Below are 26,488 nucleotides of genomic sequence, written 5' to 3'. Positions count from 1 at the left end.
CGCCCCTCAAAGTCTTGGAGAACAGTTTAGAACACAGACCCTCAAAAAGCGAAACGACAAAGCGTGCCGCGCTGTCGCATTATTCCATCACAGGTGGCATAGCGCGCAGTTCAACCGCCGATCCACCGTAGGCGTTGAATTGCTATGCGGCCTTTTCCAATTCAAATGCGTCGTGCAACGCCTGAACTGCCAGTTCTATGTATTTGCGATCAATCAGCACCGAAATCTTGATTTCCGACGTGGTGATGACCTTGATATTGATGCCTTCTGCGCTCAGGCATTCAAACATTTTGGCGGCCACGCCGGTGTGACTGCGCATGCCAATCCCCACGACACTGACCTTGGCGACGTCCGTATCCGCAATCAGTTCGTGAAAGTTGATCACGCCCGCAGTCTTGGCCTCATCCATGGCCTTTTCGGCCCGTTTGACCTGATCCGTTGGGCAGGAAAAGGTCATATCGGTGCGACCCTCTTCGCTGATGTTCTGTACGATCATGTCGACATTGACGCCGCCAACACTCAGCGCACTAAAGATCGAAGCGGCAATGCCGGGGCGATCTGCAACACTGACGAGGGTCATCTTGGCCTCATCCCGGCTATAGGCGACACCGGCTACAACATTGCTTTCCATGATTTCCTCCTCATCACACACCAGTGTCCCGGCGGTATCGGATTGCTCTTCAAAACTGCTCAGAACGCGCAAACGCACCTTATAGCGCATGGCCAACTCGACCGACCGGGTCTGCAATACCTTGGCCCCCAACGAGGCCAGTTCCAGCATTTCCTCAAACGAGATGCGATCCAGCTTGCGGGCCTTATTGGTGATGCGCGGATCGGTGGTATAGACGCCATCCACATCCGTGTAGATGTCGCAGCGCTCCGCCCCAAAAGAAGCCGCAAAGGCGACAGCAGTGGTGTCAGAACCACCGCGCCCCAATGTGGTGATGCGCCCTTCGGGGCTCACCCCCTGAAAACCTGCGACAACTGCAACGCGCATGCCCTCATCAAACTTTGCCATGATATTGGCCGGCGGGATCTCTTCGATCCGCGCGCTGGAATGGGCCGAGGTCGTGCGCACCGGCACTTGCCAGCCCTGCCAGGACCGCGCGGGCACATCCATTTCCTGCAACGTCAGCGCCATCAACCCAGCGGTCACATTCTCACCAGAGGACACGACAGCGTCATATTCACGCGCATCAAACAAAGGCGACGTTTCGTTGACCCAGCCAACCAGTTCATTGGTCTTGCCCGACATGGCCGACACAATGACGATCACGTCATAGCCCTTGGCAACTTCAACACCAACGCGCTTGGCCGCACGGCGAATGCGGTCCAGCGTGGCAACCGAGGTGCCACCGAATTTCATCACAAGTACAGGCATGCTGTGCCTCAAATCCTAGTCCGCCCGGGCCATATCGCCCCCCCAGCCCAGTTGCAAGGCAACGCCGACAACTGGATGTTTTCTCTTGACCAGAAAAACCACGGGGAGTCGCGCCAGCGACGGGGCAGAGCCCCTAAAACATGGCGTCACGCCAACGGCGTGTCCACAAGATCAATAGGGATGCGCCTGCCCGTCCCACGTCTCAAAGCACCCAGAAGTGTCAAAAGACAGCGCCTCAAACCGATCAACCAGACCGGCCACAGACTGATCCACCGTGATCGCCGCCGACGCACCGCCCATATCCGTCTGCACCCAACCGGGGTGATAAATACCCACGGCCACCTCACCAGCCAAATCCGACGCCAGATTGCGGCCAAGGTTCAAAACGGCAGCCTTGGAAGAGCGGTAAATGTAGCTGCCCCCTGGTGCTCGGGTGTGCGACGCCATCTGCGATGAGATGATTGCAATTTTTGGCCGCACAGCCCGGCGCAGATGGGGCAACAACGTCTGAACAGTCAAAAATACGCCGGTGACATTGGCCGCAAAAGTCTGCGCCCAAATATCGGCGGCATAGCCTGTCTCCAATGTCTCCCCCCGATCCAGATAGACACCCGCATTGCACACCAGCAAATCAACCGGCACGTCCTCCAACCGCCGCGCCAGCGCGCTGTGATCACTGGGCTGCGTGACATCCAGCGTCACATCAGCCCCTGCCGAGCGGCCCGTGCCCACAACGCTGTGCCCAGCGCGCATGTAATGAGCGGCCAGCCCGGCACCAATGCCGCGGGTCGCCCCGGTGATTACAATATTCATATGTTCAGTTGACCTTACGGGTTGGAATGAAGGGCAGCGGGACGACAGGCACACCGTCGTCAATCAGGGCCTTGGCCTCGGTTGGATTGGCCTCTCCCCAGATCGGACGCTCAGGCGCATCACCCAGATGGATATCACGCGCGTCTTTGGCAAAATCCTTGCCCACATAGGTTGCGTTCTTTTCCACCTCAGCCCGCATCTTGGAAAGGGTGGCTTCAACGTCCGCTTTTGTGCTCGGGGCCTGCGGCACCGGGTCGAACGGCGCAACGGCGACCGCCTTTGAGGTGCTGACACGCGGGGCCATGATCGCCTTTTCAACATCGGACGACCCACAGATCACGCACGCCAGATGGCCGGACGACTGCAATGTGTCAAAAGCAGACGCACTGGCAAACCAGCTCTCAAAATCATGCCCTTCGGCGCATTTCAAAGTGTACTTGATCATGGTCGATTAAACATAAAGCGGTGCGCGCTGTGCGCAATGGGCGTCTTTGCAACTTAGTAAAGCGCGCGTGGGTCGAAATCCCGCAAGATACGAGACAATTCAGGCTCATCCACCATGCTCGCCGCTTTCTTGCGGCTCACCCATTTACGGGTGCGCTGGCCGGCCTCGGGGAACGCGTCTGCCAGTGACTTCACCTTCACGCCATAAACCATGGCCACACAAGGCAAGTCATAATCAACATCGTCCAGCACCTTGCTGTAGGAAAACAGGCCCAAGGGCCGGGAATCCGGCGTGCCATGTACACCCGCTTCTTCCCAGGCTTCCCGCGCAGCGCTCTCAGCAGGGGTTTTTCCGTCCATCGGCCAGCCTTTGGGCAAAATCCAACGTCCGGACCCGCGCGATGTCACCAGCAGCACCTGAATCTTGTCGTTTTTCACACGATAGCACAGTGCAGCAAACTGGGTGCGCACATCGGTCTTGTCAGCTTGTCCAAACGACAAAGGCAACTGTTTGATAATCGGGGCGGTCACTGCCCTGCTCTCCAATACTTTTGCAAAAATATATGCTACATCTGCGCAGATATCCAGATTTCTTTCCGATTCCAACAAGATATGCCATTTATGTTACCATTTTGATGACAGTGGGACGTGCCCAAAGAGGTATTTACGGCTTGAGCCGACCCAGACCTTGGCCAATAGTGCCCCTGCAATGAAAACGTATATCCGGATCAAAGGCTTGGCAGTCTTACTTGCCCTTGCGTGGGCACCGACCGGCCTTTGGGCGGGCCCGCTCAGCATCTTTGCCGCTGCCAGCCTGCAAGGCCCCCTCGACACAGTCGCCGCAGACTATGATGGGGCCAGCACGATCAGCTATGGCGGCAGCGGGACCATGGCCCGCCAAGTCAGTCTGGGTGCTCCGGCCGATGTGGTCATTCTGGCCAATGAAACATGGGCTAACTGGCTGTTTGATCAAGGCCATGCGCCCACACAGCCGCGCCCACTTTTGTCCAACGAGCTGGTGCTTGTGACGCCCTTGGACGGGCCAACATTTGCCTCCATGGATGCAACTACGCTGCGCGATGCACTGGGCTCAGGTCGGTTCGCCATGGGCCAACACATCTCTGTGCCTGCTGGCATCTACGCCTCTGCGTGGCTCAAGACCATTAACGCATGGGACACATTGCGCCCACATCTTGCCGAAACCGAAAACGTCCGCGCCGCCCTCGCCCTTGTGGCGCGCGGCGAGGCACCTTTTGGCATCGTTTACGCCTCTGACGCACAGGCCAGCGCGAAAGTGGCTGTTGCATGGGCGATCCCGGCACATCAGCACCCGCAAATCCTCTATCACGGTCTTGCCCTGACACAGGAAGGCGACGCTTTCCTTGACCACCTTATCACCCGCATCGCCCTGTTTGAGGCGGCGGGCTTCACGGCCCTGCCATGAGCCTTGATCCAGCAGGCTGGGACGCGCTGCGACTGTCGCTTTTGGTTGGTGTGGTGGCCACGTTGCTTGCCCTGCCGCTGGCCATCTGGGTCGCATGGCTGCTGGCACGGCGCGACTTTTGGGGCAAATCGATCCTCAACGCCGCCGTTCACCTGCCGCTGGTTTTGCCCCCGGTTGTCACAGGCTACCTCTTGTTGATCGCGTTCGGACGTACGGGGCCCGCAGGCATCTTTCTCGAACAAACCTTTGGGCTTGTGCTGGCCTTTCGTTGGACGGGCGCGGTGCTGGCCGCCATCGTCATGGGTTTTCCGCTCATGGTGCGCGCCATTCGGCTCGCGATCGAGGCGGTAGACCCCAAAATCGAAGCTGCCGCGCGCACACTTGGCGCCCCACCTGTCGCCGTCTTTGCCACGATCACCCTGCCCCTCATCTTGCCCGGCATCCTTGCGGGGGGCGTCATGGGCTTTGCCAAGGCAATCGGAGAATTCGGGGCCACAATCACTTTTGTTGCCAACATCCCCGGTCAAACCCAAACCCTTCCTTCGGCCATCTACGCATTGCTGCAAGTGCCGGGAGGTGAAAACGCGGCCATCGCCCTTGTCCTGTGGGCCTGTGTGCTCGCATTGGGGGCCGTCGTGCTGTCCGAATGGCTTGCCCGCCGCGTGGCAAAACGGATCGCGGGCACATGAGCCTCAAGGTCGCCATCACCCACCGCTTTGACGGCTTTGATCTCGACGTCGGGTTCGAGGCTGGCCCCGGCGTTACCGCGCTCTTCGGGCGCTCCGGCGCGGGCAAGACCACCATCGTGAACGCCATCGCAGGACTGTTGCGCCCTGATGCCGCCCAGATCACCCTCAACGACACCGTCTTTAACAGCGCGCAGACCTTCCTGCCCGCGCACAGACGGCGGATTGGCTACGTGTTTCAGGATGCAAGGCTGTTTCCGCACCTCACGGTGGCAGAGAACCTCGACTACGCGGGGCGTTTTGGCGCGCGGGCCAAAGGGCGCACGCACATTGTCGACCTTCTCGGGATCGGTGATCTGCTGGTTCGCCGCCCCGCCACCCTGTCAGGGGGCGAAAAACAACGGGTCGCTCTGGGCCGCGCGCTTCTGTCTGATCCCGCACTCCTGTTGATGGACGAACCACTTGCCGCGCTCGACGGGCCGCGCAAATCCGACATCCTGCCTTATCTCGACCGGCTCAAATCCGACACCGGCGTGCCGATCCTCTATGTCAGCCACGCCGTGGACGAGGTCGCGCGGCTCGCCGATCACATGGTGCTCTTGTCGGATGGCAGGGTCACGCGCAGCGGTCCCCTGTTCGACGTGATGGCCGACCCCGCCGCCGTGCCCCTCTTGGGGGTCCGAGAGGCAGGCGCAGTCTTGCAGGCAAGGGTCACCGACCACGGGCCTGACGGCTTGTCCACGCTGCAAGTTGCAGCTGGTACGCTGAACCTGCTCGGTGTGCAGGCCCCTATCGGCGCGCAGGTGCGATTGCGGGTATTGGCCCAAGACGTGCTTTTGTCGCTCGAAATGCCGCAAGGCCTCAGCGCGCAAAACATCCTGCCAGCCACGATCACCTCCATCCGCACAGGCGACGGCCCCGGGGCCGCAATTGCGCTTGATGCAGGCGGAGAAGCGCTGTTGGCGCGGGTCACGGGCCGCGCCGTTGCGTCAATGGGTTTGGAACAAGGTCAGAGCCTGTTTGCGATCATCAAGGCAACGTCGGTGGCACAAGACGCCATCTCGGGCGGCTCTACTTAAGTGCCAGCACCTCAGCCTTAAGGCGGGCCACCATCGCCTCATGAGGCTGATCCGTCTCAACCGCCAGACGACGCAATCCGAAATGCACGTGGGCCACATCGGTGTAATAGCTGGTATAGGCGTAATTCGTGGCCGCCCCCGCCACAGCACCCAGCACAGGCACGGCTTGGGCGGCAAGCTTTTGGCCCATGACGATCGCCAGACGGGGGGCCACGCGAGCAATGATCGCCTGCATGGCCGATCCCGTCAGCGCCACGCGGGCAGACAAGAAAGCCAGATCAGCCCCATCGTCATGCTCGAGCGGACCGGCGGCAGAAAACACCTGAACGCAATCAAATCGCACGGACTCCGCCGAAGGGTCAAACCCGTGTTCGACCGCGACGCCTTCGATCACGCGCAACAGCAGCGTCGTTGTGACGGGCAGTTCGGCCAAGGCTGTCGGCAAGCCTCCAAAACCGCCCGCGGCCCCCATCGCCGTGCTGACAACCGAATTCAGCCATTGCGCCTGATCCGGCACCACCTGACGCGACCCACTGGCAGCGCGCAGCGCCTGTGTCAGGGCAACGCGCGCCGCACTATCCAACTGTCCGCGCACGGGGGCAGGCAGACGATCCAGCAGGCCATCGGCCCCGGTTCCAAGGGTGTTAAGCACCTGAATGCCAAGCCCACCCGCCGACGCATAACGGCGGGCAAGGCGCGCAATCTCTGTTTCTGGGTCCAGAACGGGGCGGGCAAGAATGATCTCTGACATGGGGTATAGATTGGGCCGCGCACCCTTCGTTTCAATTGCTGCGGGTCACTTCACCGACAATGCCGTCCCACGCACCGGGTCGCAAGGCATGGCCCAAAACCCGCTCAGGATTGGTCGGCGGGGGCATGACAACCGCGTTCAGACGCGCAAACCCAAAGCGACCATAATAGGGGGCATCACCGATCAACAGCACCCGCTCCCATCCTTCAGACGCCGCCGCCGCCATCGAAGTTTCGATCAAAACGGCCCCCAACCCTTCGCCCTGATGGGTCGGGTGCACGGCCACAGGGCCCAGCAGCAAGGCACGAGCCGCACCAATACGAACCGGCCAAAACCGGATAGCACCACCGACAGTGCCGTCCGCATCACGGGCCACAAGGCTCAGGCTGGTCACCGAATCGACCCCATCACGAAGGCGGTACGACGACAACGCTTCGCGCCCGGGGGCAAAGCACAGGTCATACAGGGCCTCGACCTCCCACCAGTCGTCCGGGGTTTCTGTGGTCAAATGGAACATATGGTGCCGGATCGCAGGTCTCGTCAGGGGTGGTTGTCGCCCTAGCATGGGGGTAGTCCTTGCGCAAACCACCGATCAGGAGATTCCATGTTCTACCGCCCCGCCGATGGCCACGGCCTGCCCCACAACCCCTTTAACGCCATCGTCACACCACGCCCAATCGGCTGGATTTCGACACGCGGCGCGGACGGGTCGGACAATCTGGCCCCCTATTCGTTCTTCAACGGCGTGGCCTATGTGCCCCCACAGGTCATGTTTTCGTCGACCGGAACCAAGGATGACCGGGACGGCACCAAGGATTCTGTCTCCAACATCCGCGAAACCGGCGTATTTTGCGTGAACATCGTGGAATACGCGATGAAAGACGCGATGAACCAAACCTCAGGCCCATGGGAGGCCAGCACAGACGAATTCGAACTGGCCGAGATCGACAAGGCCGAGTGTGGAGAGATCAACTGCGCCCGCGTCGGCGCAGCCCCAGCGTCCCTAGAGTGCAAGGTGACACAAATCGTGCAAATCGAAGGGCCCTCAAACTATGTGGTCTTTGGTGAAGTGGTGGGCGTGCATATGCGCGACGACTGCGTGGTGGACGGCATTTTCGACGTGCTGCGATACCAGCCCCTGACGCGGCTGGGATATCGCGACTACGGGGTGATCCGGGACAAATTCAGCCTCAAACGCCCGGGCGAGTAAAATGTTCCCGGACGCCGCCCGCGCCTATCCCGTAACCCTGCCAGATGGATCCGAGCATACTGGCACAGCCTTTCTGGACCGCGTGATTGACCATCCGGGCTGGGATATAGGTGCCTATACCTATGCCTCCGATTTTGCAGCGCCCTCTGATTGGGCATCGCATTTGGCCCCCTACCTGTTCGGCGCGGGACCGGGTGGCCTGCGCATCGGGCGGTTCTGTCAAATCGCGCACGGGGTGCGGTTTTTGACGGCTGGGGCCAATCACGCAACGGACGGGCTGACCACATTTCCGTTCCCCATCTTCGATCCCGCGCAAATCGCCACCTACCAACCCGATACCCGCGACACGGTGATCGGGCACGACGTGTGGCTGGGATATGGTGCGCTGGTGTGTCCGGGGGCAAGGATCGGGAATGGCGTGATCGTCGGCGCGGGGGCCGTGGTGCGGGGCGAGGTGCCCGATTTCTCAGTTGTGATCGGCAACCCCGGTCAGGTGGTCAAACGGCGGTTCTCGGACGAAGACTGCGCGCGCATATCTCGGCTGGCATGGTGGGACTGGCCAGCAGAGCGCGTTGAGCGGGCCGTCCCGGCCTTGCTCGCTCATGATATCTCGGCGTTGGAACAGCTCTGAGCGGGCTTTTTGATGTCAAAACAGTTGGAAACCAACATGGAGTCCGACTCCACCCGAACCGCGCCGTTGTAATTTCGATCCCCCAACTGCGTCCTTAGAGTGCACAGAATGGCTGCGACCGGATCCAAAAATTTGCACGACCACGGCACCATGCCCTATCCATTGTCGATAACATCGCCTTGAAGACGCCACTTGGCGCGAAAGACTTGTGTATGCAGTACCATCTTGACGGCTTTCGCACCGGAGACCCTTCGATCGCCCTTGCCCGCGACTCCGTCGCCAAGGATGCCGTCGATGTTTTGATCGTTGGGTGTGGCCCTGCCGGTTTGACGCTGGCCACGCAACTCAGCGTTCTCGGCGGCATCTCGGTCCGTCTGATCGAGCGCAAACCCGGCCCGTTGGAGTTTGGTCAGGCAGACGGTATCGCGTGCCGATCTGTTGAAATGTTCGAAGCGTTTGGGTTCGCAGAGCGTGTGATCAAAGAAGGGTATCACGTCAACGAAGTGAGCTTTTGGAGACCGGGAACAGATGGTTCATCTTTAGAACGTGTTGAGCGCATTCAGGATGTCGAAGACGACCTTTCTGAAATGCCCCACATCATCTTAAGCCAGGCGCGAGTTCACGATTTCTACCTTGAAACTATGGCAAAATCACCAAGCCGCCTATCTCCGGATTACAGTCAGGAACTGGTTGCCCTGACCCGCGACGATGCCCACGACTTTCCCATCACAGCACAGATTGCCAATGTGGATCGCCCAGACGAAACCCAAGCCCTTCGGGCACGGTACGTGGTCGGCTGTGACGGCGCGCGCAGCAAAGTGCGCTCCGAAATCGGGCGCGCGTTAGAAGGCAAATCGGCGCGCCAGCTTTGGGGTGTGATGGATGTCTTGTGCACGACCAGCTTCCCCGACATCAGATTAAAATGCGCGATCCAGTCCGCGGATCAGGGCAGCATACTGATCATCCCGCGCGAAGGCGGCTATCTGGTGCGCCTCTACATTGAACTTGATGAATTGGGCCCGGATGAACGGGCGGCAGACCGTGGCGTCACATCAGACCAGTTGATCCAGAAGGCCCGCAAAATCCTGTCTCCCTTTGATTTTGAGGTGGCCCAAGTCGCGTGGTGGTCAGCATATGAAATCGGGCAACGCGTGTGTGATGCCTTTGATGATGTCGCAAAGTCAGAACGCGGGACAAAGCAACCTCGTATATTCATCGCTGGCGATGCCTGCCACACACACAGTCCCAAGGCAGGGCAAGGGATGAATGTCTCTATGGCGGACGCTTTTAATCTGGGTTGGAAACTCGCCGCTGTTTTGCGCGGGCAATCACCCGTCGCCCTGCTGGACACATATTCCGGCGAACGTCGCGCCAAGGCCCAAGAACTGATCGATTTTGACCGCGACATGGCGCGTCTGTTCAGCGAAAAACCGAAAACCGAAAGCGATGCGGCACGTTTCCAAGCCTATTTCAAAAGACATGGGCGTTATACAGCGGGCGTCGAGACGCAATATGAGCCGTCTCTGATTACGGGTGCCCAGAACCATCAGCACCTTGCGTCGGGGTATCCCGTTGGCAAACGGTTCCACTCCGCTCCTGTCATTCGGCTTGGGGATGCCAAACCGATGCAGCTTGGCCATGTTCTCAGGGCGGACGGGCGTTGGCGCATTGTCATCTTTGGGCCAGCCTCGGACACAGGCCGCGCAGACGGTCCAGTCGGGACGTTGTGCGCGGGCCTTGCGGATCTGATGCACAGCGTCACCCCGGCAGGGCAGGATATCGACGCCGTCATTGACGCGCGCGCTGTCTTTCAGACCGCTCACAGAGAGATGGATTTCTCCAAACTGCCAACGCTGCTGAGACCCTCAAAGGGGCAATTCGGCCTCACCGACTACGAAAAAGCGTTTTGCCCGGCACAAGGCCAAGGCGACATTTTCGATATGCGCGGCATAGACCGGATCGAAGGCGCAGCCATTGTGATCAGGCCGGATCAACATGTGGCTTTGGTCACGCCGATCACGGCGGCCCAGGAAATCAAAGATTTCTTTGCCAAGGTACTGAGGGCCTAGACAGGTTCATTGCCGATCAAGGTGCACAGCCCACCAGACCCAATCGGCCAAGCCTCAGTGGTCGCCCAAAATACCTGTACGCACACCGTAATCCGTCGCAACCTCGTAGTCCGGGTCGTCGTCACTATCGACAATCAGGTGCCCGGCCTTGGTCAGCAACTTGTGGCAATCATGGGTCAGATGGCGCAACTGCACCCGCTTACCGGCATCCGCATACTTGCCCGCAACCGCCTCGATCGCCTGCAAGGCAGACTGGTCCACCACACGGCTGTCCGCAAAATCAACGATCACTTCACGCGGGTCGGTCTCGACGGTGAACATCTCGATAAACCCGGTGGCCGAGCCAAAGAACAAAGGACCGTGGATTTCATAAACCTTCGCCCCCGCCTCGGTGACTGAATCGCGGGTCGTGGCGTGGATGCGGCGTGCGTTGTTCCACGCATAGGCGAGCGCCGACACGATCACACCGACGACGACCGCAACAGCAAGGTCTTCCATCACCGTCACGACAGTGACGAGAACGATCACAAACGCGTCCGTCAACGGCACCTTGCGCAGGATTTTGAGCGAGTTCCACGCAAACGTCCCGATCACCACCATGAACATCACACCCACCAGCGCAGCCAGCGGAATGAGCTCGATCACGGATGACCCCACAAGAATAAAGGCCAGCAAAAACAGCGCGGCAGAGATGCCAGCAATGCGCGTGCGCCCGCCGGATTTCACGTTGATCATCGACTGCCCGATCATCGCGCAACCGCCCATACCGCCAAAGAAACCCGTGGCCGTGTTGGCCACTCCTTGGGCGATACACTCTTGGCTGGCCCCGCCACGCTGCTTGGTCAGATCACCAACAAGGTTCAGGGTCAAAAGGCTCTCAATCAGGCCTATCGCGGCCAGGATCACGGCATAGGGCAGAATGATCTGCAACGTCTCAAAGTTGAAAGGAACGGCCGGAATATGGAATTGCGGCAGCCCACCCTCAATACTGGCCAGATCGCCCACACGAGGCACATCCAGACCAAAGCCAATCACGATGGCTGCCACAATCCCGATGCCCGCCAAGGGGGCAGGAATGAACCGCGTCACACGCGGCGACAGCCAGATGATCACCATCGTCAGGCCCACAAGGCCCAGCATCAGATAAAGCGGCAAACCACTCAGCCACTCACCCCCTGCCATCCCATGGCCCGAGGCCTCGGCACTGCCGGGCACCTTGAATTGCGTGAGCTGCGCAAGAAAGATCACGATGGCCAAGCCATTGACAAAGCCCAACATAACCGGGTGCGGCACAAGGCGGATGAACTTGCCCCACTGCATGACACCGGCAAAAACCTGCAACAATCCCATCAGCACGACAGTGGCAAACAGATACTCGACCCCGTGCTGTGCAACCAGCGCAACCATGACAACGGCCAAGGCCCCCGTGGCCCCCGAAATCATGCCCGGACGGCCCCCAAAAATGGCCGTGATCAAGCCAACCATAAAGGCGGCATACAGACCGACCAGCGGGTGTACCCCGGCGACAAAGGCAAAGGCCACAGCCTCCGGCACCAACGCCAGCGCGACCGTCAGACCCGAAAGCAGATCGGTGCGGATTTGGCCGGGCGTCAGCTTGACCTCGCCCGGCGCGATAGAGAAATCGCCAAAACGGGTGGAGGTGCGCATGTTCGAAAAATCGAAAAAGGCCATGGGAATCCTGTCTGCTTGTGGTCCTGCTTTGCGTGGCCCTTACCGGATCACTTCGCGAATGGCCATGCCAGCGCCCAGCCTTTGGGCGTGACGTAACAGGTGCGCTGAAAAAGTCACCGTATTCTTCGGTGTATAGGGCAGTTCAAGGTTAACAAAAGGCCAAGATCAGCACGCGTGGCTCGAACGCATACCCCAAGCGGGGCAAATTCTACGCCAGCCCATAGGTTTGGTTGCAAGGGGTGGCTTACCCCAGTGCCGACGTTCTGTGCCTGATAACCAGATGTAACACTCCGGGGCCGTCTGAATGCAGCCCAACCACACGCTCGGATCAGGGCGGTTAGGCCTACGGCCCTTAGTCGCCGTTCATGTTCATTGCAGCAAACGGCTGCTTTTAGCCCAAAACAGACTGCCGGATCGGGTCGTGCTACGAAAAGATTAAATAGCTTGACCCGTCACGCGGCTTTCTATCAGGGTCGCCGAAACTTCGGACACGTTCAGATGGGGCGAAAATTATGCTGAATTTCAGAAAGGCAATTGCAACTGTTTTGTTGGCGTTCACCGCTTTGCTTTCCTTGGGCAATTTCACCGTCGCCCAGACCGCAACACAGCAAGGGTCTGTAAGCAAACCGTTTTTTTCATGGTTCATGGCACGTTTCAGTGGGCCGGTCAGTATGAACCCCTAAGCATATTGCTGAGGGATGAGGGCTTTGAAGTGGTCGAACTGACTCTGACGGGTCTTGGCGAGAAAGAGCACCTTCTGTCAAAGGAAACGGGGCTGTCTACGCACGTGTTTGATGTCTCAAACGCGCTGAGCTGGCGTGATCTCGACAACGTAATCCTCGTCGGCCACAGCTATGGGGGAACTGTGATCACTGGGGCCGCTGCGGAACAGCCAGACCGTATCAAACATCTGGTGTACCTGGATACTGTGCCTGCCGATGACGGCGAAAGCCTGATGACCAGCTTTTTCGACGAGGCGACCAGAGACGAAGTGTATGCGATGGTCGAGAAAGACGGGGACGGATGGCTTATTCCGAAAGACGGGTTGCGCGAAGCATTGCCAACGATGAGACCGCATCCATTCAAGTCCTACACTGATCGGTTGGCGCTGCCAGACGGCACGCCGGACTTTCCGGGCACAATCATCGTGGCCAGCGACAGCAACCCTTTCTTTCAATACATGCGCGCAGTCAAGGCACCGGCCCGTGTCGAAAAACGCGGCTGGAACCTGATCACGGTCGAAGGCCCGCATCAGTTGATGGAGGTAAGCCCGGCAAAAGAAACCGTGGCTGAAATTTTGCTAGCAATCGCCAGAAACTAAGGGCAAGGCCCGACGGCTGCTGCGTCCCGCAGAGCGGTCGTTCACCCAGGCTGCAGCGAATGGCTGCTTTGAGCCCAGAGCAGACGTTGCAGCAGAACGCGTTGAACGGCGGTTCTGAGCCCAAAGCGGACCGCGGCCAAATCAATTCCGTCGCACCTTACTAGGGCCCGCAGAGGAGTTTAGCGTGAGAAGAAGAACTCTCGCATCTCGCGCCGCATCCGCAGTCGCTCGGGGTATTCCTCCAAGAATAGCTCTGGTGGTTTGCCTTCCCATACTTGCGCGAAGACCCGCATCTTGTTGCCACCATAAATCTTGGCGAGGTCTTCGTTTGTATAGCCCCGCGCCCAGAGGTCGTCGGTGATAGCAGCAAGGATCTTTGCAAGCTCGCCATTGCCGGTCGCGCCCTTGTTGAACGCATCGATCATGTAGCCGCCATCGTCATACATACTCGCATTTGCTTTTGCGAAGTCCACGACCAACTCGGTCGAAAACATGTCGTCAGTGGCGATACCAACATGGTCGGCTCCGACAAGCTGAACGTAATAGTCGATCATGTCAGCGGCCTGTTTTGGCGAAATATCCTCCGGCCAGATGCCGTCCATCATCCATTCGGTGAACGTGGGTGAAACATAGCCACCGGATTGGGCGGCGCGCAGGGCCTCGTCGTCCGGGATAGCACGGTAGCACCCGCGCGCTGTCCGGTTCGGTTCGCTTTTGTAAAGGCCAGCGGGGACCGAATGCGTATAGACGTACGGCACGCCGGGATATTTCTCGTCCATATAGTCCATGGCGTCGTTCGCAGTTTTCGACCCGGTGTGGCTAAGGTCCAACAAAATGCCGAAGCGCACCAACTCGTCAATGACTTCCTTGCCCCACGGGCTCAGCCCAATGTCGAGACCATTGTAGGCCGACAGTTGCCCTGAGCCGGTGCGAAAAGTGTCGTTGTAAGCTAGGATCATAGACTTGACCCCGATGTCCTTCAGAATGGCCATGCGCGAGGTATCGCCATTCAGAATTTCGGCGGTCTGGCTATTGTAGATTACGGCCGTTTTGCCCTGAGCATGCGCCGCTTCAATGTCACGTGTTTCATTCACGATGATGTAATTGTCGGGCTGCTGGGCCATCGCAGCGCGGATGTGGTAATGCTGTTGCCGGAACGTCTCCCATGTCATACTGGCAGCGGCCAAAGTCATTTCATGGCCAGTAATCCCGTTGTCTCGGGCGCGTTGGAAATAGGTGTGAAGCTGTTCGTATTCCGTCCATCCGGTGCCATAGGGGCTGGCGAGCATTCCGATCACGATAGTGTCCTGAACAAACTGCTTGGCATCATCTGATGCGTCCCATGTTTTGCTTTCTTCACTGGCGTGTAGCGGTCCAAGATACGTAAGAGCCAGTATGCTGGCTGCAATCAAATGTTTCATCTGCTCAGTCCCCATGGAAAATTGTCGTTGCGAACCAAATGAACTCAAACTTGAGCCTGTGCCAAGAAAATACTTTGCCACGAACGGCGGCAAAGTCCTGCAAACCGGTCATTGACGCCAGCCACGACGAATGCCCGCTTTGTCAGAAAAAAACATAGCGCCCAGGGCCGCACTAGCGAACAACGCCACCGTGTCACACAATCCTGTGCACACTCTGTCTGCACGGGGTGCACGGGTTGTGAATCGTGATTTTGCCTGTTTTAGTCGGTCCGAAATCCGCGCAAGAGGCCCCCATGACCCAAACCAAAATCGCCGTAATTGGCGGCTCCGGCATTTATGACATCGACGGGCTCGAAGGCGCGGAATGGGTCAGTGTCGAAACCCCATGGGGCGCGCCTTCTGATCAGATTTTGACCGGCTCTCTGGACGGAGTCGCCATGGCCTTTTTACCCCGGCATGGGCGCGGGCATGTGCACTCTCCCACCACCGTCCCCTACCGCGCCAACATAGACGCGCTCAAGCGGATCGGAGTGACGGATGTGATCTCCGTCTCTGCCTGCGGATCGTTTCGCGAGGAAATGGCACCGGGCGATTTCGTCGTTGTGGATCAGTTCATTGACCGGACCTTTGCGCGAGAAAAGTCGTTCTTTGGCACCGGCTGCGTCACGCACGTCAGCGTCGCCCACCCCACCTGCCCGCGCCTGTCACAGGCCTGCATCACGGCGGCCACGGAAACTGGCATTAACGTCCATTCTTCAGGGACTTACCTTGCGATGGAGGGGCCGCAATTCTCCACCCTCGCCGAGTCCAAAATGTACAGGGAAAGCTGGGGCGCGGACGTGATCGGCATGACCAACATGCCCGAGGCAAAACTCGCCCGCGAGGCCGAGTTGTGCTATGCTTCTGTCGCCATGATCACCGACTATGACAGCTGGCACCCCGATCACGGCGAAGTGGACGTCACGCAAATCATCGCCACACTCATGGGAAACGCAGACAAAGCGCGCAGCATGGTAGCGAAACTACCGGGTCTGCTTGGCAAGGACCGCGCCCCCTGCCCCCACGGCTGCGACCGGGCGCTGGAATACGCCATCCTCACACGACCCGAAGCGCGCGATGCAGCGCTCATGGCCAAGCTTGATGCGGTGGCAGGACGGATACTGTAGCTCAGACACCAACCCGACCGATCAGATCTTCCATCTGATCCGTGCGCAACGCCCCCAGAACGGCATAGCGGCCCACGGCCAGACCCGGCGTCCCGATAAAGCCCAACGTTTTGGCCGCGCGGGCCGAGGTCAACAACCGGCCCGCGACCACATCGCCCCCCATGTCACGGCGCAACCGCGCGCCGTCCAAACCCGCCGCTTCGGCCACCGTGGCCATCCACGCAGGGGACGGGCGAAACCCATCCGACAACATCTGCGCGTAAAACGCAGCATACCCCCCTTGCAACCCCGCCGCCTCCGCCGCGCGGGCCACCAGCACAGACTGCGGGCCCAATAGCGGCAATTCATGCCAGCTGATGGCAATGTCAGGCGCAGAAGCACGGGCAACAAGGCGCCCAATCAAGCCACGACAATACGGACAAAAGAAATCCGAAAAAACAGCAACAGGCACCGCCCCGTCCACCCGGTCGCGGTGCACGACAGCGTCCAGATCAGCACCCGGCAAAGCACGCGGCCCGGCGTCCAACCCAATGGTCATCAAATCTGCACCCGAAGCCCCCGAAACGCCACCCAGCGCGGCAAAGCGCCAACCGGGTGCGGCCGCGACATCGCGAAACTCCAGACCGGGGCGGCGCACACCAAACACCTGCCAGCCGGCCGCCAACGCAACCAAACCACCCACCGCCAAAAGATCGCGTCGCTTCACCGGGCCAATCTCCTTGCCTTCGGGCACAGCGTCCCATCACATGGCAACCAGATATGATACGGAGCCCAAGCATGCCAACCAACAAAACCGTGCGCGACTACATCCGCACCATTGTCGATTTCCCACACGAAGGGATCATGTTCCGCGACGTGACCACGCTGTTTGCAGACCCGCGCGGGTTCCGAATGGCGATAGACCAGATGCTGCACCCTTATGCGGGGATGCAAATCGACAAAGTGGTGGGGCTTGAGGCACGTGGCTTTATCTTGGGCGGGGCCATCGCGCACCAATTGTCCGTGGGGTTCGTCCCGATCCGCAAAAAGGGCAAGCTGCCCGGCGCGACGATCTCACAGGCCTACACACTGGAATACGGCGAAGCGATCGTGGAACTGCACGACGACGCCATTCAAGCGGGCGAAAAGATCCTGTTGGTGGACGACCTTCTGGCCACCGGGGGCACCGCAGAGGCCGGGATCAAACTGATCGAACGGCTGGGCGGAGAGATCATCTCCTGCGCCTTCGTGATCGACCTGCCTGACATCGGTGGGCGGGCACGGCTCGAAGCGATGGGGATGGACGTGCACGCGCTGTGTGAATTCGAAGGGGATTGACGGTTAACTGGCGTGCGGGGTGCCTGTGAGGCACGGCACGCTTGGTCACAATTTTGATGGCGGAGCAGAGTTTCCAATTCAAACGATCCGCCGACCTCAGGGCTTGAACGCCCCACATCTCGGCAACTTTCGGCGTCGAATTGGCTTACCAGCCGGAAAATTATGGTGTTAGATACAGCTATTACGTCTTCGGATATGGGGGGTTTAGTCTATGTGGAAACGTTTTGGGTGCTTAACAGCCTTTTTGGCTTTGCTATCGTCGACAGCCTTTGCGCAGTCCACTGAAACTGAGGATGCGGAAACCGATGCCGTATCAGAAGACGCGCTTTTAACGCAGGTTGAACTGGAAAACTTGGTGGCGCCCGTGGCGCTCTATCCCGATACCCTGCTGATTCAAGTCCTCGTTGCCTCGACCAATCCAATGCAGGTAATCAAGGGTGATCGCTTGCTGGCCGTAAACGAAGGTGAAGACCCCGAAACCATCAAAGCGGCAGTCGAAGCAGAAGGCTGGGATGAAAGTGTCGAGGTTCTTGCCGTCGCATTTCCCGAAGTCATCGAAGACATGGCTCTCCACATCGAATGGACTGAAACCATGGGGGACGCGATGCTCGCCCAGACGGACGACGTCATGGCAGCCGTCCAAACCATGCGGACCCAAGCGATCAATTCAGGCGCACTGATCTCGGGCGAGGAACAGGTCGTTGAAGTGACCGAAGAAGAAGACATCGTCATTCAGCCAGCCGACCCAGAGGTCGTCTACGTCCCTCAGTATGATTCCGAAGTCGTCTATGCGCAGGACAACAGCAATGTCGTCGGGGACGCCCTGACCGCAGGATTGATTGCCTTTGGAACCTACACCGTCATTGACGCCATCTTTGACGATGACGACGACTGGAATGACTATTGGGGGTGCCGGAACTGCGGCGGATGGGGCGGTGGCCCGATCTATCGCAACCCGGACATCGACATTGATGTCGATGGGAATGTGAACATCGGCAACAACATCGGGTCCGGCAACATCGGCGACCGCCGTCCGGATGGCGGCTGGAAACCCAATGACAACCGCACCAAAGAAGCGCGCGACAAAATCTCGACAAAACGGGATGGCGAAGGAAAATCCAAACTGCCCGTCAAGAAATCTGAAAGCAATTCAGATGCCCTGCGCAGCAAACTGTCCGGGGCCACTGGCGCGCCTGACATTTCCCGTCCCGGCGCTGCGGTGAAACCGGATGCCGTCCGCAAGACGATGCCAAAATCCAGGGATGGCAATATCTCGCGTGATAACCTCAAAGCGAACGCACCAAAGGCAAGCAAAGCAAGCAAACCAGCCGCCGCCAAGAAAGCAGCAGTTAAAAAACCTGCCGCCAAGAAGGCCCCGGCCAAGAACGTGTCGAGACCCAAATCGGTTCAAAAGCCCAAGGCGATCAACAAAAAATCAGGTGGAAACAAAGCACGCAAAGCGTCCAGTCGCGGCAAGGCGAGTGGCGGCAAAGCGAGAAGAAGGGGCTGAAGACATGAATGCCATCAAAATTGCAGCAACAGTTACGTTGATCAGCTTTGTCGCGGGGGCGGGCGTTGCCGAACCTGCGCGCTATGCCACGCCACAAGATGCGCTTGACGCCCTGATGACCGGGTTGCGCGCGGCCGACAAATCCGCCGTACTGACCGTTTTCGGTGAAGACGCGGCAGATTATCTGTCCGAAGGTGATCCGGTAGAGGATCAGATTAATCGGTTGGCCCTGATTGGCCTTTATCAAGAAGGGTATCGGTTCGAACCCCAAGAGGACAATTCAGTGATGATCGCCCTCGGTGTTGAGGGCTGGCTCTTTCCCATCCCGATTGCCAAGGGTGCAGAGGGGCAGTGGTCTTTCGACAATGAAGCAGGGCGCGAAGAAGTGCGTTTGCGCGAAATTGGCGGAAACGAGCTCGAAATCATTGAACTTCTGGACGCATATGTCGATGTCCAACGCAACTTCCGGCAGACGGACATGGATGGCGACGGGGTCATGGAATTCGCGCAACAAGTGATCTCTTCTTCGCCCGAAGCAAGAGACGGTTTGTTTTGGCCCGAAGAAGACACGCTGCTGGGTGAGCTCTTCGCCCGCGCGTCAGCAACGGGATATAACGACGGCACATCCGATCAACCACCGGAGCCGTTCTTTGGATACTATTTCCGCGTTCTGACCGAACAGTCCGATGCCGCGCCGGGCGGCGTCATGAGCTACATCGTCAATGGCAACATGGTGGGCGGGCACGCCATGCTGGCCGTTCCCGCAGTCTATGGCGAAACAGGTCTGCACAGTTTCATGGTGTCGGAAAACGGCGTGATCCTCGAGTCGATACTGGGCGAAGAAACCCTCGAACTGGCCTCTGAGATGACTGCGTACGATCCCACTGAAGAGTGGACACCTGTATCGAACTAAGACCACTGGGACCGCGCGCCGTCTTGAAGTCTGAACGCGTCTAATACTGCGTCGGGGCTGCTGTAAGTTCTCTTGTGGCAGCCCTGAAACGTGCAATAGCGCGGGCGCGCGGTATATCCCACCAACGGCTCAACTGCCCGGTGCCATCAACCGCGCACGCGCGCCATTTCATCGGGTCGTGTCCACGTCCATTTCCTAACAGATTCTTAACTTGTCTCTGCAACCCATTGATTTTGCACAGGCGACATCCTGTCCCAGCGTGGGACACGCGCTGAGAGAGCGTCACTCTAGGCGCGCAAAACCGCTCCCGGGTTCATGATACCCAGCGGATCCAAAGCCCCCTTGATGCTACGCATCGTCGCCAGTTTTGTTGGGTCTCCATACCGCTCCAGATCGTCGACCTTCAGCCGCCCGATCCCATGCTCGGCGCTGACCGACCCACCCATCTCATGGACCAGATCATGCAGCACCCTGTAGACCTGTTCCTTTTTGTTTCCATAGTCCGCCCGGCTTTTCCCCAGCAGTGGGAAGACATTGTAGTGCAGGTTTCCATCCCCAACATGGCCAAAACAATTGATCCGGAAATCACCCAAAGCCGCGAGCCGCGCCCCACCCTCTTCGATAAAATCCGCCAGCACCCCAAGAGGCAGCGACATATCATGCGAAGATATCGCCCCGATGCGCCGGTTGGCCTCGGGGATGCTTTCGCGGATGGTCCAGAAGTCGGTGCGCTGGCCCTCGTTTTGGGCGATCATCCCATCAGCCACCAACCCCGCCTCAAGCGCCGTTTCAAACAGGTGCTCAAGTGCAGCCTCGGCCGAAAGCCCCCCTGACAGCCCCAATTCGATCAGCACGCTCCACTCGGGCGTCTCTTCCCACGGATTTCGGACCTGCGGCATCGTCTCAGCCAGAAATGCAAAACCTTGGCCGTTGATCAGTTCAAAGGCGGTCACACTTTCCCCGACCTGATCACGCGCCATAGCCAGCAAGGACAGCGCCGCACGCGGCGAAGTCACTTGCAAAAGGGCCGTACCCCGATGCTGAGGTTGGGCGAACAATTTCAATGACGCGGCAGTGATGATGCCCAGCGTTCCTTCGGCTCCGACCAAAAGATTGCGCAGATCATAGCCGGTGTTGTCTTTGCGCAGCCGACTGAGCCCGCGATAGATTTCGCCCGAAGGCAGCACGGCCTCGATCCCCAGGCACAGATCGCGTGCATTGCCATAGCGCAAAACCGCCGTCCCCCCGGCATTGGTAGACAGAACGCCACCAATGCGCGCAGATCCTTCGGCTGCCGTCGACAGAGGGAAAAGCCGGCCCGCATCGCTTGCCGCAGTTTGCACATCTGCCAGTACCGCACCCGCTTCCGCCACCAAGACATTCTCGTCTGGAAACACATCCCGGATGGCCGTCATCCGATCAAGGCTCAGGATCAGCGGCAAAGGTCCGTCTGGCGCCAACTGCCCGCCAACCAACCCGGTGCCGCCACCGTAGGGAATGACGGGCACGTAGGCCGCCGCCGCTGCGCGGACCAATGTAGCAACTTCTTCGACGCTGCGCGGGCGTGCCAGCAACCCCGCCGTGCCGTGATAACGCCCCCGCGGTTCTTGCAGATGTCCCGCATCCGGTTCAGCGAACCTGTCCGCAGGCAAGGTGTTGCGCAGATCCGCCGCGCGTTCAGGTGTCAATGAATTCAGCATGACCCGTACCCTTTTGGAGACTGTGGAGGCACCTGCCTTGGCGTAGTACCTAAGGCTACTCAGGTTGTACTGTCAGCCATGCCGGGCGCAACACCATAATCGTGGGCCTGCTTGGCAGCCGATCAAGCGACACGTCCAGTGCAGGACCACCCACGTCGACCACCTGAAACGTGTCGCGCATCCCATCAAGGAAATGGTTCAGCGTGAAATCCCCGAACCAATGCATCGGGATCACGATGGAGGAGCGCAGGCGATCAATAATGCGCATCATGGTGGGTAGGCTCACAGTGTTGCCCCCGTCCACCGCCGCCATGACCACGTCGAGGCGCCCGATAGCCGCATATTGTTCGTCGTTGGGTTCGTGATGCAAGTGCCCCAGATGCCCGATGCACAGGCCTGCCACCTCAAAGACAAAGATCGAATTTCCGTTGTCTTCAATGCCCGACCACTCCGACCGGATGTCCGTCGAGACATTACGCACCAGCACCTCACCCAGATCAACACGGTGATCGATGCCCTGTCTAAACTCTCCCCATCCGGGCAAAACATGCGGAATGGCCGGGTCTGGAAAGGCGGTCCAGTGCGTCTCGTGTGCGTGGTTCATGGTCACGACATCCGGGATCATCGGAGCCGACCCGGTAAAGCCCGTGTAGTCCGTCACCATGTTAAGCCCTCCGGCCGTCCGGATCAGGAAAGAGGCGTGGGCGATGTAGTGAATGCGCACCGTTTCAGAGGCCACATCGACATTGTAGCTGGCCTTGTGGACGTACTGTGCCCCGTCGATGTCATTGGCCAGAGCGATGCAGTGACTAGGTGTGCGTGTGTCCTGAGCGGCGATGGCTGCGGGCACAAGCGTAAGGGCAAGAAGGATCACAAAGAAGCGCATAAAATAACGTTAGAGCGCAAAAAGACTTTTTCAAAAAGTCTTGGTAACATTCTGTGTCAGAATTTATCCCGCTTCGGTCCGTCCGCGTCGATCCATACGCAGACTTGCGTAAAGAACATGCGTCCGCCAGCGCCCATCAATCTGAAGATAGCTTTGGGCGACGCCCTCATATTTGAACCCGCAGGTTTCCAGCAATGCCCTTGAGGCAGCGTTTTCCGGCAGACAGGCGGCTTCGATCCGGCTGAGGTCAAGGCGCGTGAACGCATGGTGCACGACGGCCAAAATCGCCTCGCGCATGTACCCTTGCCGGGCATAGTTCACCCCCGTCCAATACCCCAAGGTGCCCGCCTGTGCCGGGCCGCGACGGATGTTATCAAGCGTGATCGCGCCCATCAGCGCGTCATCCTTGCGTCGGAACAAAAACAGCGGCAAGGCCGTCCCCGCTGACACGGATCGCTGAGCCCAATAGACGCGGTTGGTAAAGGCCTTGCGGGTCAAGTGATCGTTGGCCCAACTTGGCTCCCAAGGGATCAGATGATCGGCGCTTGCCACCCTGAGCGACGTCCAAGCGCGGAAATCGGAATGAGACGGCGGGCGCAGCGACATGCGCTCGGTCTCGATCTGCAATTTCCGTTTAGTTAGCAGCATCAGGCGGCGCGGCGCTCCTCTAGGGCTTCGCGGCTCGGGGCTGCGTCCACCGGGCCATAAAGCGCCATAGCCATCGGTGCCTTACATGCCATTTGTTCGGCAAAGTCGCGCACATCCCGCACGGTGATCGCATCAATCAACGCCACGCTTTCACTCAGGGGCGGTACCCGGTCCCATATCTGCACAAGGCGGGCGAGACGTTCGGCGCGATTGGATGGGCTTTCAAGCCCCATCAGCAGCCCCGCCTTCATTTGTGTACGCGCACGGTCCACCTCAGCCTGACTGATATCACCTGCCGCCCGCTTCATCTCGTCCACAGTTATCGTCGCAAGGTCGGCAATCTGATCAGCCGACGTTCCTGCATAGATCGTGGTCATGCCGGTGTCCGCGTAGGCCCCGGCCTGAGCGAAGATCGTGTAGCACAGCCCCCGGTTCTCGCGGATTTCCTGAAACAGCCGCGAAGACATGCCGCCCCCGAGCGCACTGGCATAGACTTGAGCCGTGTAAATCGCGTCATCCCTATAGCCCGGAGACTCAAAGGCCAGAGCGAAATGGGCTTGTTCCAGCGATTTTCCCTGACGAACCTCACCACCCGCAAAGCGCGCCGTATCCGCGATCAGCAATGGGCAACGCGGTAGGTGGCCAAAGGCCTCTTCGGCCATACGCACAAGGGCGTCGTGATCGACGGCTCCTGCTGCGGACAGGATCATCTGTTCGGGCCCATAGTGCTGACCAACAAAGCGGGACAGATCAGAGCGATCAAAGGCCGAAACACGTTCGCTTGGTCCAAGGATCGTGCGACCAAGGGGTTGTTCGGGATAGGCCTGCTCTTGCAGCCAGTCAAAGATCACATCGTCAGGCGTATCGAGTGCCTGCCCGATTTCTTGCAGGATCACGCCACGCTCGACCTCAATCTCACCTTCGTCAAAGACGGGGTTGAGCAGAATATCCGACAGCACGTCCAGCGCCAATGGTACATCGTTTTCCAGAACGCGGACGTAATAGGCCGTCACTTCGCGGCTGGTATAGGCGTTGATATAACCCCCAACGTCCTCAATGGCTTCGGCGATTTGCAGAGCCGTCCGCTTTTGCGTGCCCTTAAACGCCATATGCTCCAGAAAATGCGCGATGCCGTTCTGATCGGGCGCTTCATGCCGTGCACCTGCACCCACCCAGATGCCGATAGAGGCCGAGGCGAGGCCGGGCATATTCTCAGTAACGATGCGGAACCCGTTGGACAGGGTATGTGTCTGCGTGCTCAATTCAGTGATCTCATTTCGCGCGGTGTTCCTTGATATGGGCCTTGAGTGCCTCAAGGTCATTGGGCACCCGGGTCAGCCGTTCTGGACGCTCATACAGGTCTGCCATGCGGGGGGGAAGAGGGGGGCGTATGCCCGTCGCCGCCTCGACCGCATCCGGGAACTTGGCTGGATGCGCGGTGGCAAGCGTGACCATTGGTGTGCCAGGCTCGATGTGATTAGCGGCCACGTGGCCCCCTACTGCGGAATGCGGGCACAATAACTCGCCCGTGTCCGCCAGCGTGCGGGTGATCGCTTGGCTTGTCTCGCCCTCGGATGCACGCCCGGACTCAAAATGATCCTGCAAGGCCTGCATCGCTCCTTGGCTTACCTCGAACCCACCTGCCTTAAGCTCATCCATCAACTGCGCCACTGCCCCGCCATCGCGCCCATAGGCGTCAAACAGCGCACGCTCAAAGTTGGAGCTGACCTGAATGTCCATGGACGGGCTGATTGAGGGGATCGTATCGCCTTTGTGATACCCCTGCCCTGACAAGGCACGGTGCAGGATGTCGTTCTGGTTGGTCGCAACGACCAGCCGATCGATAGGCAGGCCCATGCGCTTGGCAATGTATCCGGCAAAGATGTCGCCGAAATTGCCCGTTGGAACTGTAAAGCTGACCTTGCGTGTTGGCGCGCCAAGCGATGCAGCGGCCGAGAAGTAATATACCACCTGCGCAAGCACCCGCGCCCAATTGATCGAATTGACCCCGGCCAGCTTCACACCATCGCGGAATTCAAAATCGTTGAACATGTCCTTGAGGCGGGCCTGACAATCGTCAAAGTCCCCGTCCAGCGCCAACGCATGAACATTCGCCTCAACAGGTGTCGTCATTTGGCGGCGCTGCACTTCACTCACGCGATTGTGCGGGTAAAGGATGAACACATCTACATTGTCGAGGCCCCGGAAGGCCTCAATCGCGGCCGACCCGGTGTCGCCCGAGGTCGCGCCCACAATCGTCACCCGTTCGCCGCGACGGGCAAGGGCCGTCTGGAACAGTTGGCCGATCAGCTGCATTGCAAAGTCTTTGAACGCCAAAGTCGGCCCGTGGAAAAGTTCGAGCAAGAAATGTCCCTGATCCAGTTGCACAAGCGGCGCGCGCGCGGCGTGTCCAAAACCCGCATAGGCACGGTTGATGCAGCCCCGGAACTCGGCATCGGTGAAGGTGTCGCCGACGAAGGGACGCATCACGGTATAGGCAATCTCTTCGTAGCTTTGCCCAGCCATGGCGGCGATGGTGTGGGCGTCCATCTGGGGAATTGTCTCTGGCACATAAAGGCCACCATCGCGGGCAAGGCCAGTCAGCATAGTGTCCTCAAAGGTCAAGCTTGGGGCTTGTCCCCGGGTCGAGATGTATTGCATCGCACTTAGCCTTTCGCGACGGGGCGGCGGGTGCGCCGCAGGAAATACAAGGTCATGCCCACCCAGATGACGGCCAGCGAAAACCAGGTGATGGCGTATTGCAGGTGATCGTTGGGAATGCCAGCACTGTCTACAGGCCAGGGCGTCACGCCAAGGTCTGTTTCCGGCGCATCACGCAGGACAACCAGCACCGGATCGGTGCCAAGCGCCGCGGCCATGGCAGGCACATCACGGGCAAACCAGATGTTGCCTTTGGTGTCCGGGTCCGGCGTAAACCCGTCCGCCTCTTGCGGAGCGTCCAGATTCCCAGTGAGCGTGAGGCGCGTCTGCGGTGCATCCACCACGTCACGCGCCTGCACTTGCCAGCCTGTATCAATCAGAATGGATGCCCCGTCATCTGTACGGAACGGGCGAATAATGCGGTAAACGGCGCCTGTCGTCTTGCGCGAAGCGAGCATGCGGATATGCGACTGCCCGAACCGGCCGGTGATCTCGACCGGGGCATAGCGACGGAATTCCGGATCAAGCGCCTCAGCCAGTGGCACAGGGTCCGCACTGATCTGCGCCTCAATGCGGGCCAGCATGCCCTGTTTCCACGCCAGACGCTGGACTTGCCAAACGCCAAGGCTGACCAGAATGACCGTTCCGATCAACCCGATTGTCAAAAGAAACCAGAGGCGCCCCATTGGCTGCGTGTCCCCGTTCAACGTGAAAAGCGCGCGGAACCCGCGCGCTTTATCTGTGC

26 protein-coding genes are annotated in these 26,488 nt (G+C 59.1%); 11 read left to right on the top strand and 15 right to left on the bottom strand.

The genetic code is table 11. The features are described 5' to 3' along the window. Positions 1 to 142 precede the first annotated feature (142 nt). The 4 genes from DHN60_RS15670 to DHN60_RS15655 form a co-directional block, all read right to left on the bottom strand. Positions 143 to 1,381 carry an aspartate kinase gene (locus tag DHN60_RS15670; protein WP_108838269.1) on the bottom strand — a complete coding sequence of 413 codons (1,239 nt, stop codon included), beginning with the start codon at positions 1,379 to 1,381 and terminating at the stop codon, positions 143 to 145. Between the two features lie 171 nt (positions 1,382 to 1,552). Further along, on the bottom strand, positions 1,553 to 2,194 hold the full coding sequence (locus tag DHN60_RS15665; RefSeq protein WP_108838268.1) for an SDR family NAD(P)-dependent oxidoreductase: 642 nt from the start codon (positions 2,192 to 2,194) through the stop codon (positions 1,553 to 1,555). A 4-nt stretch (positions 2,195 to 2,198) separates the two neighbouring features. Then, positions 2,199 to 2,639, bottom strand: coding sequence for a DUF1178 family protein (locus tag DHN60_RS15660; protein WP_108838267.1), 441 nt, complete (start codon positions 2,637 to 2,639; stop codon positions 2,199 to 2,201). A gap of 53 nt (positions 2,640 to 2,692) precedes the next feature. Further along, the gene (locus DHN60_RS15655) at positions 2,693 to 3,169 is read right to left on the bottom strand and encodes an NUDIX hydrolase (protein WP_234423661.1); all 477 of its coding nucleotides are present in this window, start codon (positions 3,167 to 3,169) and stop codon (positions 2,693 to 2,695) included. 178 nt (positions 3,170 to 3,347) lie between these two features. On the opposite strand from DHN60_RS15655, the gene modA reads away from it, so the two are divergent. Genes modA through modC form a run of 3 tightly spaced genes read left to right on the top strand, consistent with a single transcriptional unit; the run spans position 3,348 to position 5,847 of the window. Then, positions 3,348 to 4,082: a molybdate ABC transporter substrate-binding protein gene (gene modA, locus DHN60_RS15650; RefSeq protein WP_108838266.1), complete on the top strand. Its 735-nt coding sequence runs from the start codon at positions 3,348 to 3,350 to the stop codon at positions 4,080 to 4,082. Then, complete coding sequence (gene modB, locus DHN60_RS15645; RefSeq protein WP_108838265.1) at positions 4,079 to 4,771, top strand: molybdate ABC transporter permease subunit; 693 nt, start codon at positions 4,079 to 4,081, stop codon at positions 4,769 to 4,771. The genes modA and modB overlap by 4 nt, the downstream gene beginning before the upstream one ends. Then, complete coding sequence (modC, locus tag DHN60_RS15640; RefSeq protein ID WP_108838264.1) at positions 4,768 to 5,847, top strand: molybdenum ABC transporter ATP-binding protein; 1,080 nt, start codon at positions 4,768 to 4,770, stop codon at positions 5,845 to 5,847. The genes modB and modC overlap by 4 nt, the downstream gene beginning before the upstream one ends. Here the strand turns inward: modC and DHN60_RS15635 are convergent. Together DHN60_RS15635 and DHN60_RS15630 are read right to left on the bottom strand one after the other, a co-directional pair. Beyond that, positions 5,840 to 6,598, bottom strand: coding sequence for an EcsC family protein (locus tag DHN60_RS15635; protein ID WP_108838263.1), 759 nt, complete (start codon positions 6,596 to 6,598; stop codon positions 5,840 to 5,842). The two genes, modC and DHN60_RS15635, sit on opposite strands and share 8 nt — an antisense overlap. A gap of 31 nt (positions 6,599 to 6,629) precedes the next feature. After that, complete coding sequence (locus DHN60_RS15630) at positions 6,630 to 7,115, bottom strand: GNAT family N-acetyltransferase (RefSeq protein ID WP_108838262.1); 486 nt, start codon at positions 7,113 to 7,115, stop codon at positions 6,630 to 6,632. An 87-nt stretch (positions 7,116 to 7,202) separates the two neighbouring features. Between DHN60_RS15630 and DHN60_RS15625 the strand changes: the two genes are divergently transcribed. The 3 genes from DHN60_RS15625 (at position 7,203) to DHN60_RS15615 (ending at position 10,508) form a co-directional block, all read left to right on the top strand. Next, positions 7,203 to 7,808, top strand: a complete 606-nt coding sequence (locus DHN60_RS15625; protein WP_108838261.1) for a flavin reductase family protein — start codon at positions 7,203 to 7,205, stop codon at positions 7,806 to 7,808. A 1-nt stretch (position 7,809) separates the two neighbouring features. Next, positions 7,810 to 8,439 carry a CatB-related O-acetyltransferase gene (locus DHN60_RS15620; protein WP_108838260.1) on the top strand — a complete coding sequence of 210 codons (630 nt, stop codon included), beginning with the start codon at positions 7,810 to 7,812 and terminating at the stop codon, positions 8,437 to 8,439. A 212-nt stretch (positions 8,440 to 8,651) separates the two neighbouring features. Then, the gene (locus DHN60_RS15615; RefSeq protein WP_108838259.1) at positions 8,652 to 10,508 is read left to right on the top strand and encodes an FAD-dependent monooxygenase; all 1,857 of its coding nucleotides are present in this window, start codon (positions 8,652 to 8,654) and stop codon (positions 10,506 to 10,508) included. 54 nt (positions 10,509 to 10,562) lie between these two features. On the opposite strand, the gene DHN60_RS15610 is transcribed toward DHN60_RS15615, so the two are convergent. After that, positions 10,563 to 12,176 (bottom strand): SulP family inorganic anion transporter, encoded by a 1,614-nt coding sequence (locus tag DHN60_RS15610; RefSeq protein WP_108838323.1) that lies wholly within the window; start codon positions 12,174 to 12,176, stop codon positions 10,563 to 10,565. 661 nt (positions 12,177 to 12,837) lie between these two features. On the opposite strand from DHN60_RS15610, the gene DHN60_RS15605 reads away from it, so the two are divergent. Further along, the gene (locus DHN60_RS15605) at positions 12,838 to 13,521 is read left to right on the top strand and encodes an alpha/beta fold hydrolase (protein ID WP_108838258.1); all 684 of its coding nucleotides are present in this window, start codon (positions 12,838 to 12,840) and stop codon (positions 13,519 to 13,521) included. A gap of 179 nt (positions 13,522 to 13,700) precedes the next feature. Here DHN60_RS15605 and DHN60_RS15600 read toward each other — a convergent pair whose 3' ends face one another. After that, positions 13,701 to 14,942, bottom strand: coding sequence for a dipeptidase (locus DHN60_RS15600; RefSeq protein WP_108838322.1), 1,242 nt, complete (start codon positions 14,940 to 14,942; stop codon positions 13,701 to 13,703). 293 nt (positions 14,943 to 15,235) lie between these two features. Between DHN60_RS15600 and DHN60_RS15595 the strand changes: the two genes are divergently transcribed. Continuing rightward, entirely contained in the window at positions 15,236 to 16,108 is an 873-nt protein-coding gene (locus DHN60_RS15595) for an S-methyl-5'-thioadenosine phosphorylase (protein WP_108838257.1), read from the top strand. A gap of 1 nt (position 16,109) precedes the next feature. Here DHN60_RS15595 and DHN60_RS15590 read toward each other — a convergent pair whose 3' ends face one another. Next, positions 16,110 to 16,814: a DsbA family protein gene (locus tag DHN60_RS15590; RefSeq protein WP_159089236.1), complete on the bottom strand. Its 705-nt coding sequence runs from the start codon at positions 16,812 to 16,814 to the stop codon at positions 16,110 to 16,112. A gap of 71 nt (positions 16,815 to 16,885) precedes the next feature. On the opposite strand from DHN60_RS15590, the gene DHN60_RS15585 reads away from it, so the two are divergent. The 3 genes from DHN60_RS15585 (at position 16,886) to DHN60_RS15575 (ending at position 19,848) form a co-directional block, all read left to right on the top strand. Next, positions 16,886 to 17,425: an adenine phosphoribosyltransferase gene (locus DHN60_RS15585; RefSeq protein ID WP_108838255.1), complete on the top strand. Its 540-nt coding sequence runs from the start codon at positions 16,886 to 16,888 to the stop codon at positions 17,423 to 17,425. A gap of 211 nt (positions 17,426 to 17,636) precedes the next feature. Next, a complete protein-coding gene (locus tag DHN60_RS15580) occupies positions 17,637 to 18,935 on the top strand; it encodes a DUF3300 domain-containing protein (RefSeq protein WP_108838254.1) in 1,299 nt (432 codons plus the stop codon). Positions 18,936 to 18,939: 4 nt separating this feature from the next. Then, positions 18,940 to 19,848, top strand: coding sequence for a DUF2950 family protein (locus DHN60_RS15575; RefSeq protein WP_108838253.1), 909 nt, complete (start codon positions 18,940 to 18,942; stop codon positions 19,846 to 19,848). Between the two features lie 287 nt (positions 19,849 to 20,135). Here the strand turns inward: DHN60_RS15575 and DHN60_RS15570 are convergent, their stop codons facing one another. The 6 genes from DHN60_RS15570 to DHN60_RS15545 form a co-directional block, all read right to left on the bottom strand. After that, on the bottom strand, positions 20,136 to 21,548 hold the full coding sequence (locus DHN60_RS15570) for an FAD-binding oxidoreductase (RefSeq protein WP_108838252.1): 1,413 nt from the start codon (positions 21,546 to 21,548) through the stop codon (positions 20,136 to 20,138). Between the two features lie 55 nt (positions 21,549 to 21,603). Then, positions 21,604 to 22,434: an MBL fold metallo-hydrolase gene (locus tag DHN60_RS15565; protein WP_199913690.1), complete on the bottom strand. Its 831-nt coding sequence runs from the start codon at positions 22,432 to 22,434 to the stop codon at positions 21,604 to 21,606. 63 nt (positions 22,435 to 22,497) lie between these two features. After that, positions 22,498 to 23,082, bottom strand: coding sequence for a GNAT family N-acetyltransferase (locus DHN60_RS15560; RefSeq protein WP_108838251.1), 585 nt, complete (start codon positions 23,080 to 23,082; stop codon positions 22,498 to 22,500). Continuing rightward, a complete protein-coding gene (locus DHN60_RS15555; RefSeq protein WP_234423660.1) occupies positions 23,082 to 24,344 on the bottom strand; it encodes a pitrilysin family protein in 1,263 nt (420 codons plus the stop codon). Before DHN60_RS15555 ends, DHN60_RS15560 begins: the two co-directional genes overlap by 1 nt. A 10-nt stretch (positions 24,345 to 24,354) precedes the next feature. Further along, the gene (gene thrC / locus DHN60_RS15550; RefSeq protein WP_108838249.1) at positions 24,355 to 25,743 is read right to left on the bottom strand and encodes a threonine synthase; all 1,389 of its coding nucleotides are present in this window, start codon (positions 25,741 to 25,743) and stop codon (positions 24,355 to 24,357) included. Positions 25,744 to 25,748: 5 nt separating this feature from the next. Beyond that, positions 25,749 to 26,429, bottom strand: coding sequence for an SURF1 family protein (locus tag DHN60_RS15545; protein ID WP_108838248.1), 681 nt, complete (start codon positions 26,427 to 26,429; stop codon positions 25,749 to 25,751). Between the last annotated feature and the right edge of the window lie 59 nt (positions 26,430 to 26,488).

This window comes from Tateyamaria sp. Alg231-49 (assembly GCF_900143535.1).
Classification (GTDB): domain Bacteria; phylum Pseudomonadota; class Alphaproteobacteria; order Rhodobacterales; family Rhodobacteraceae; genus Tateyamaria.
This window is presented reverse-complemented; position numbering and strand designations above follow the sequence as displayed.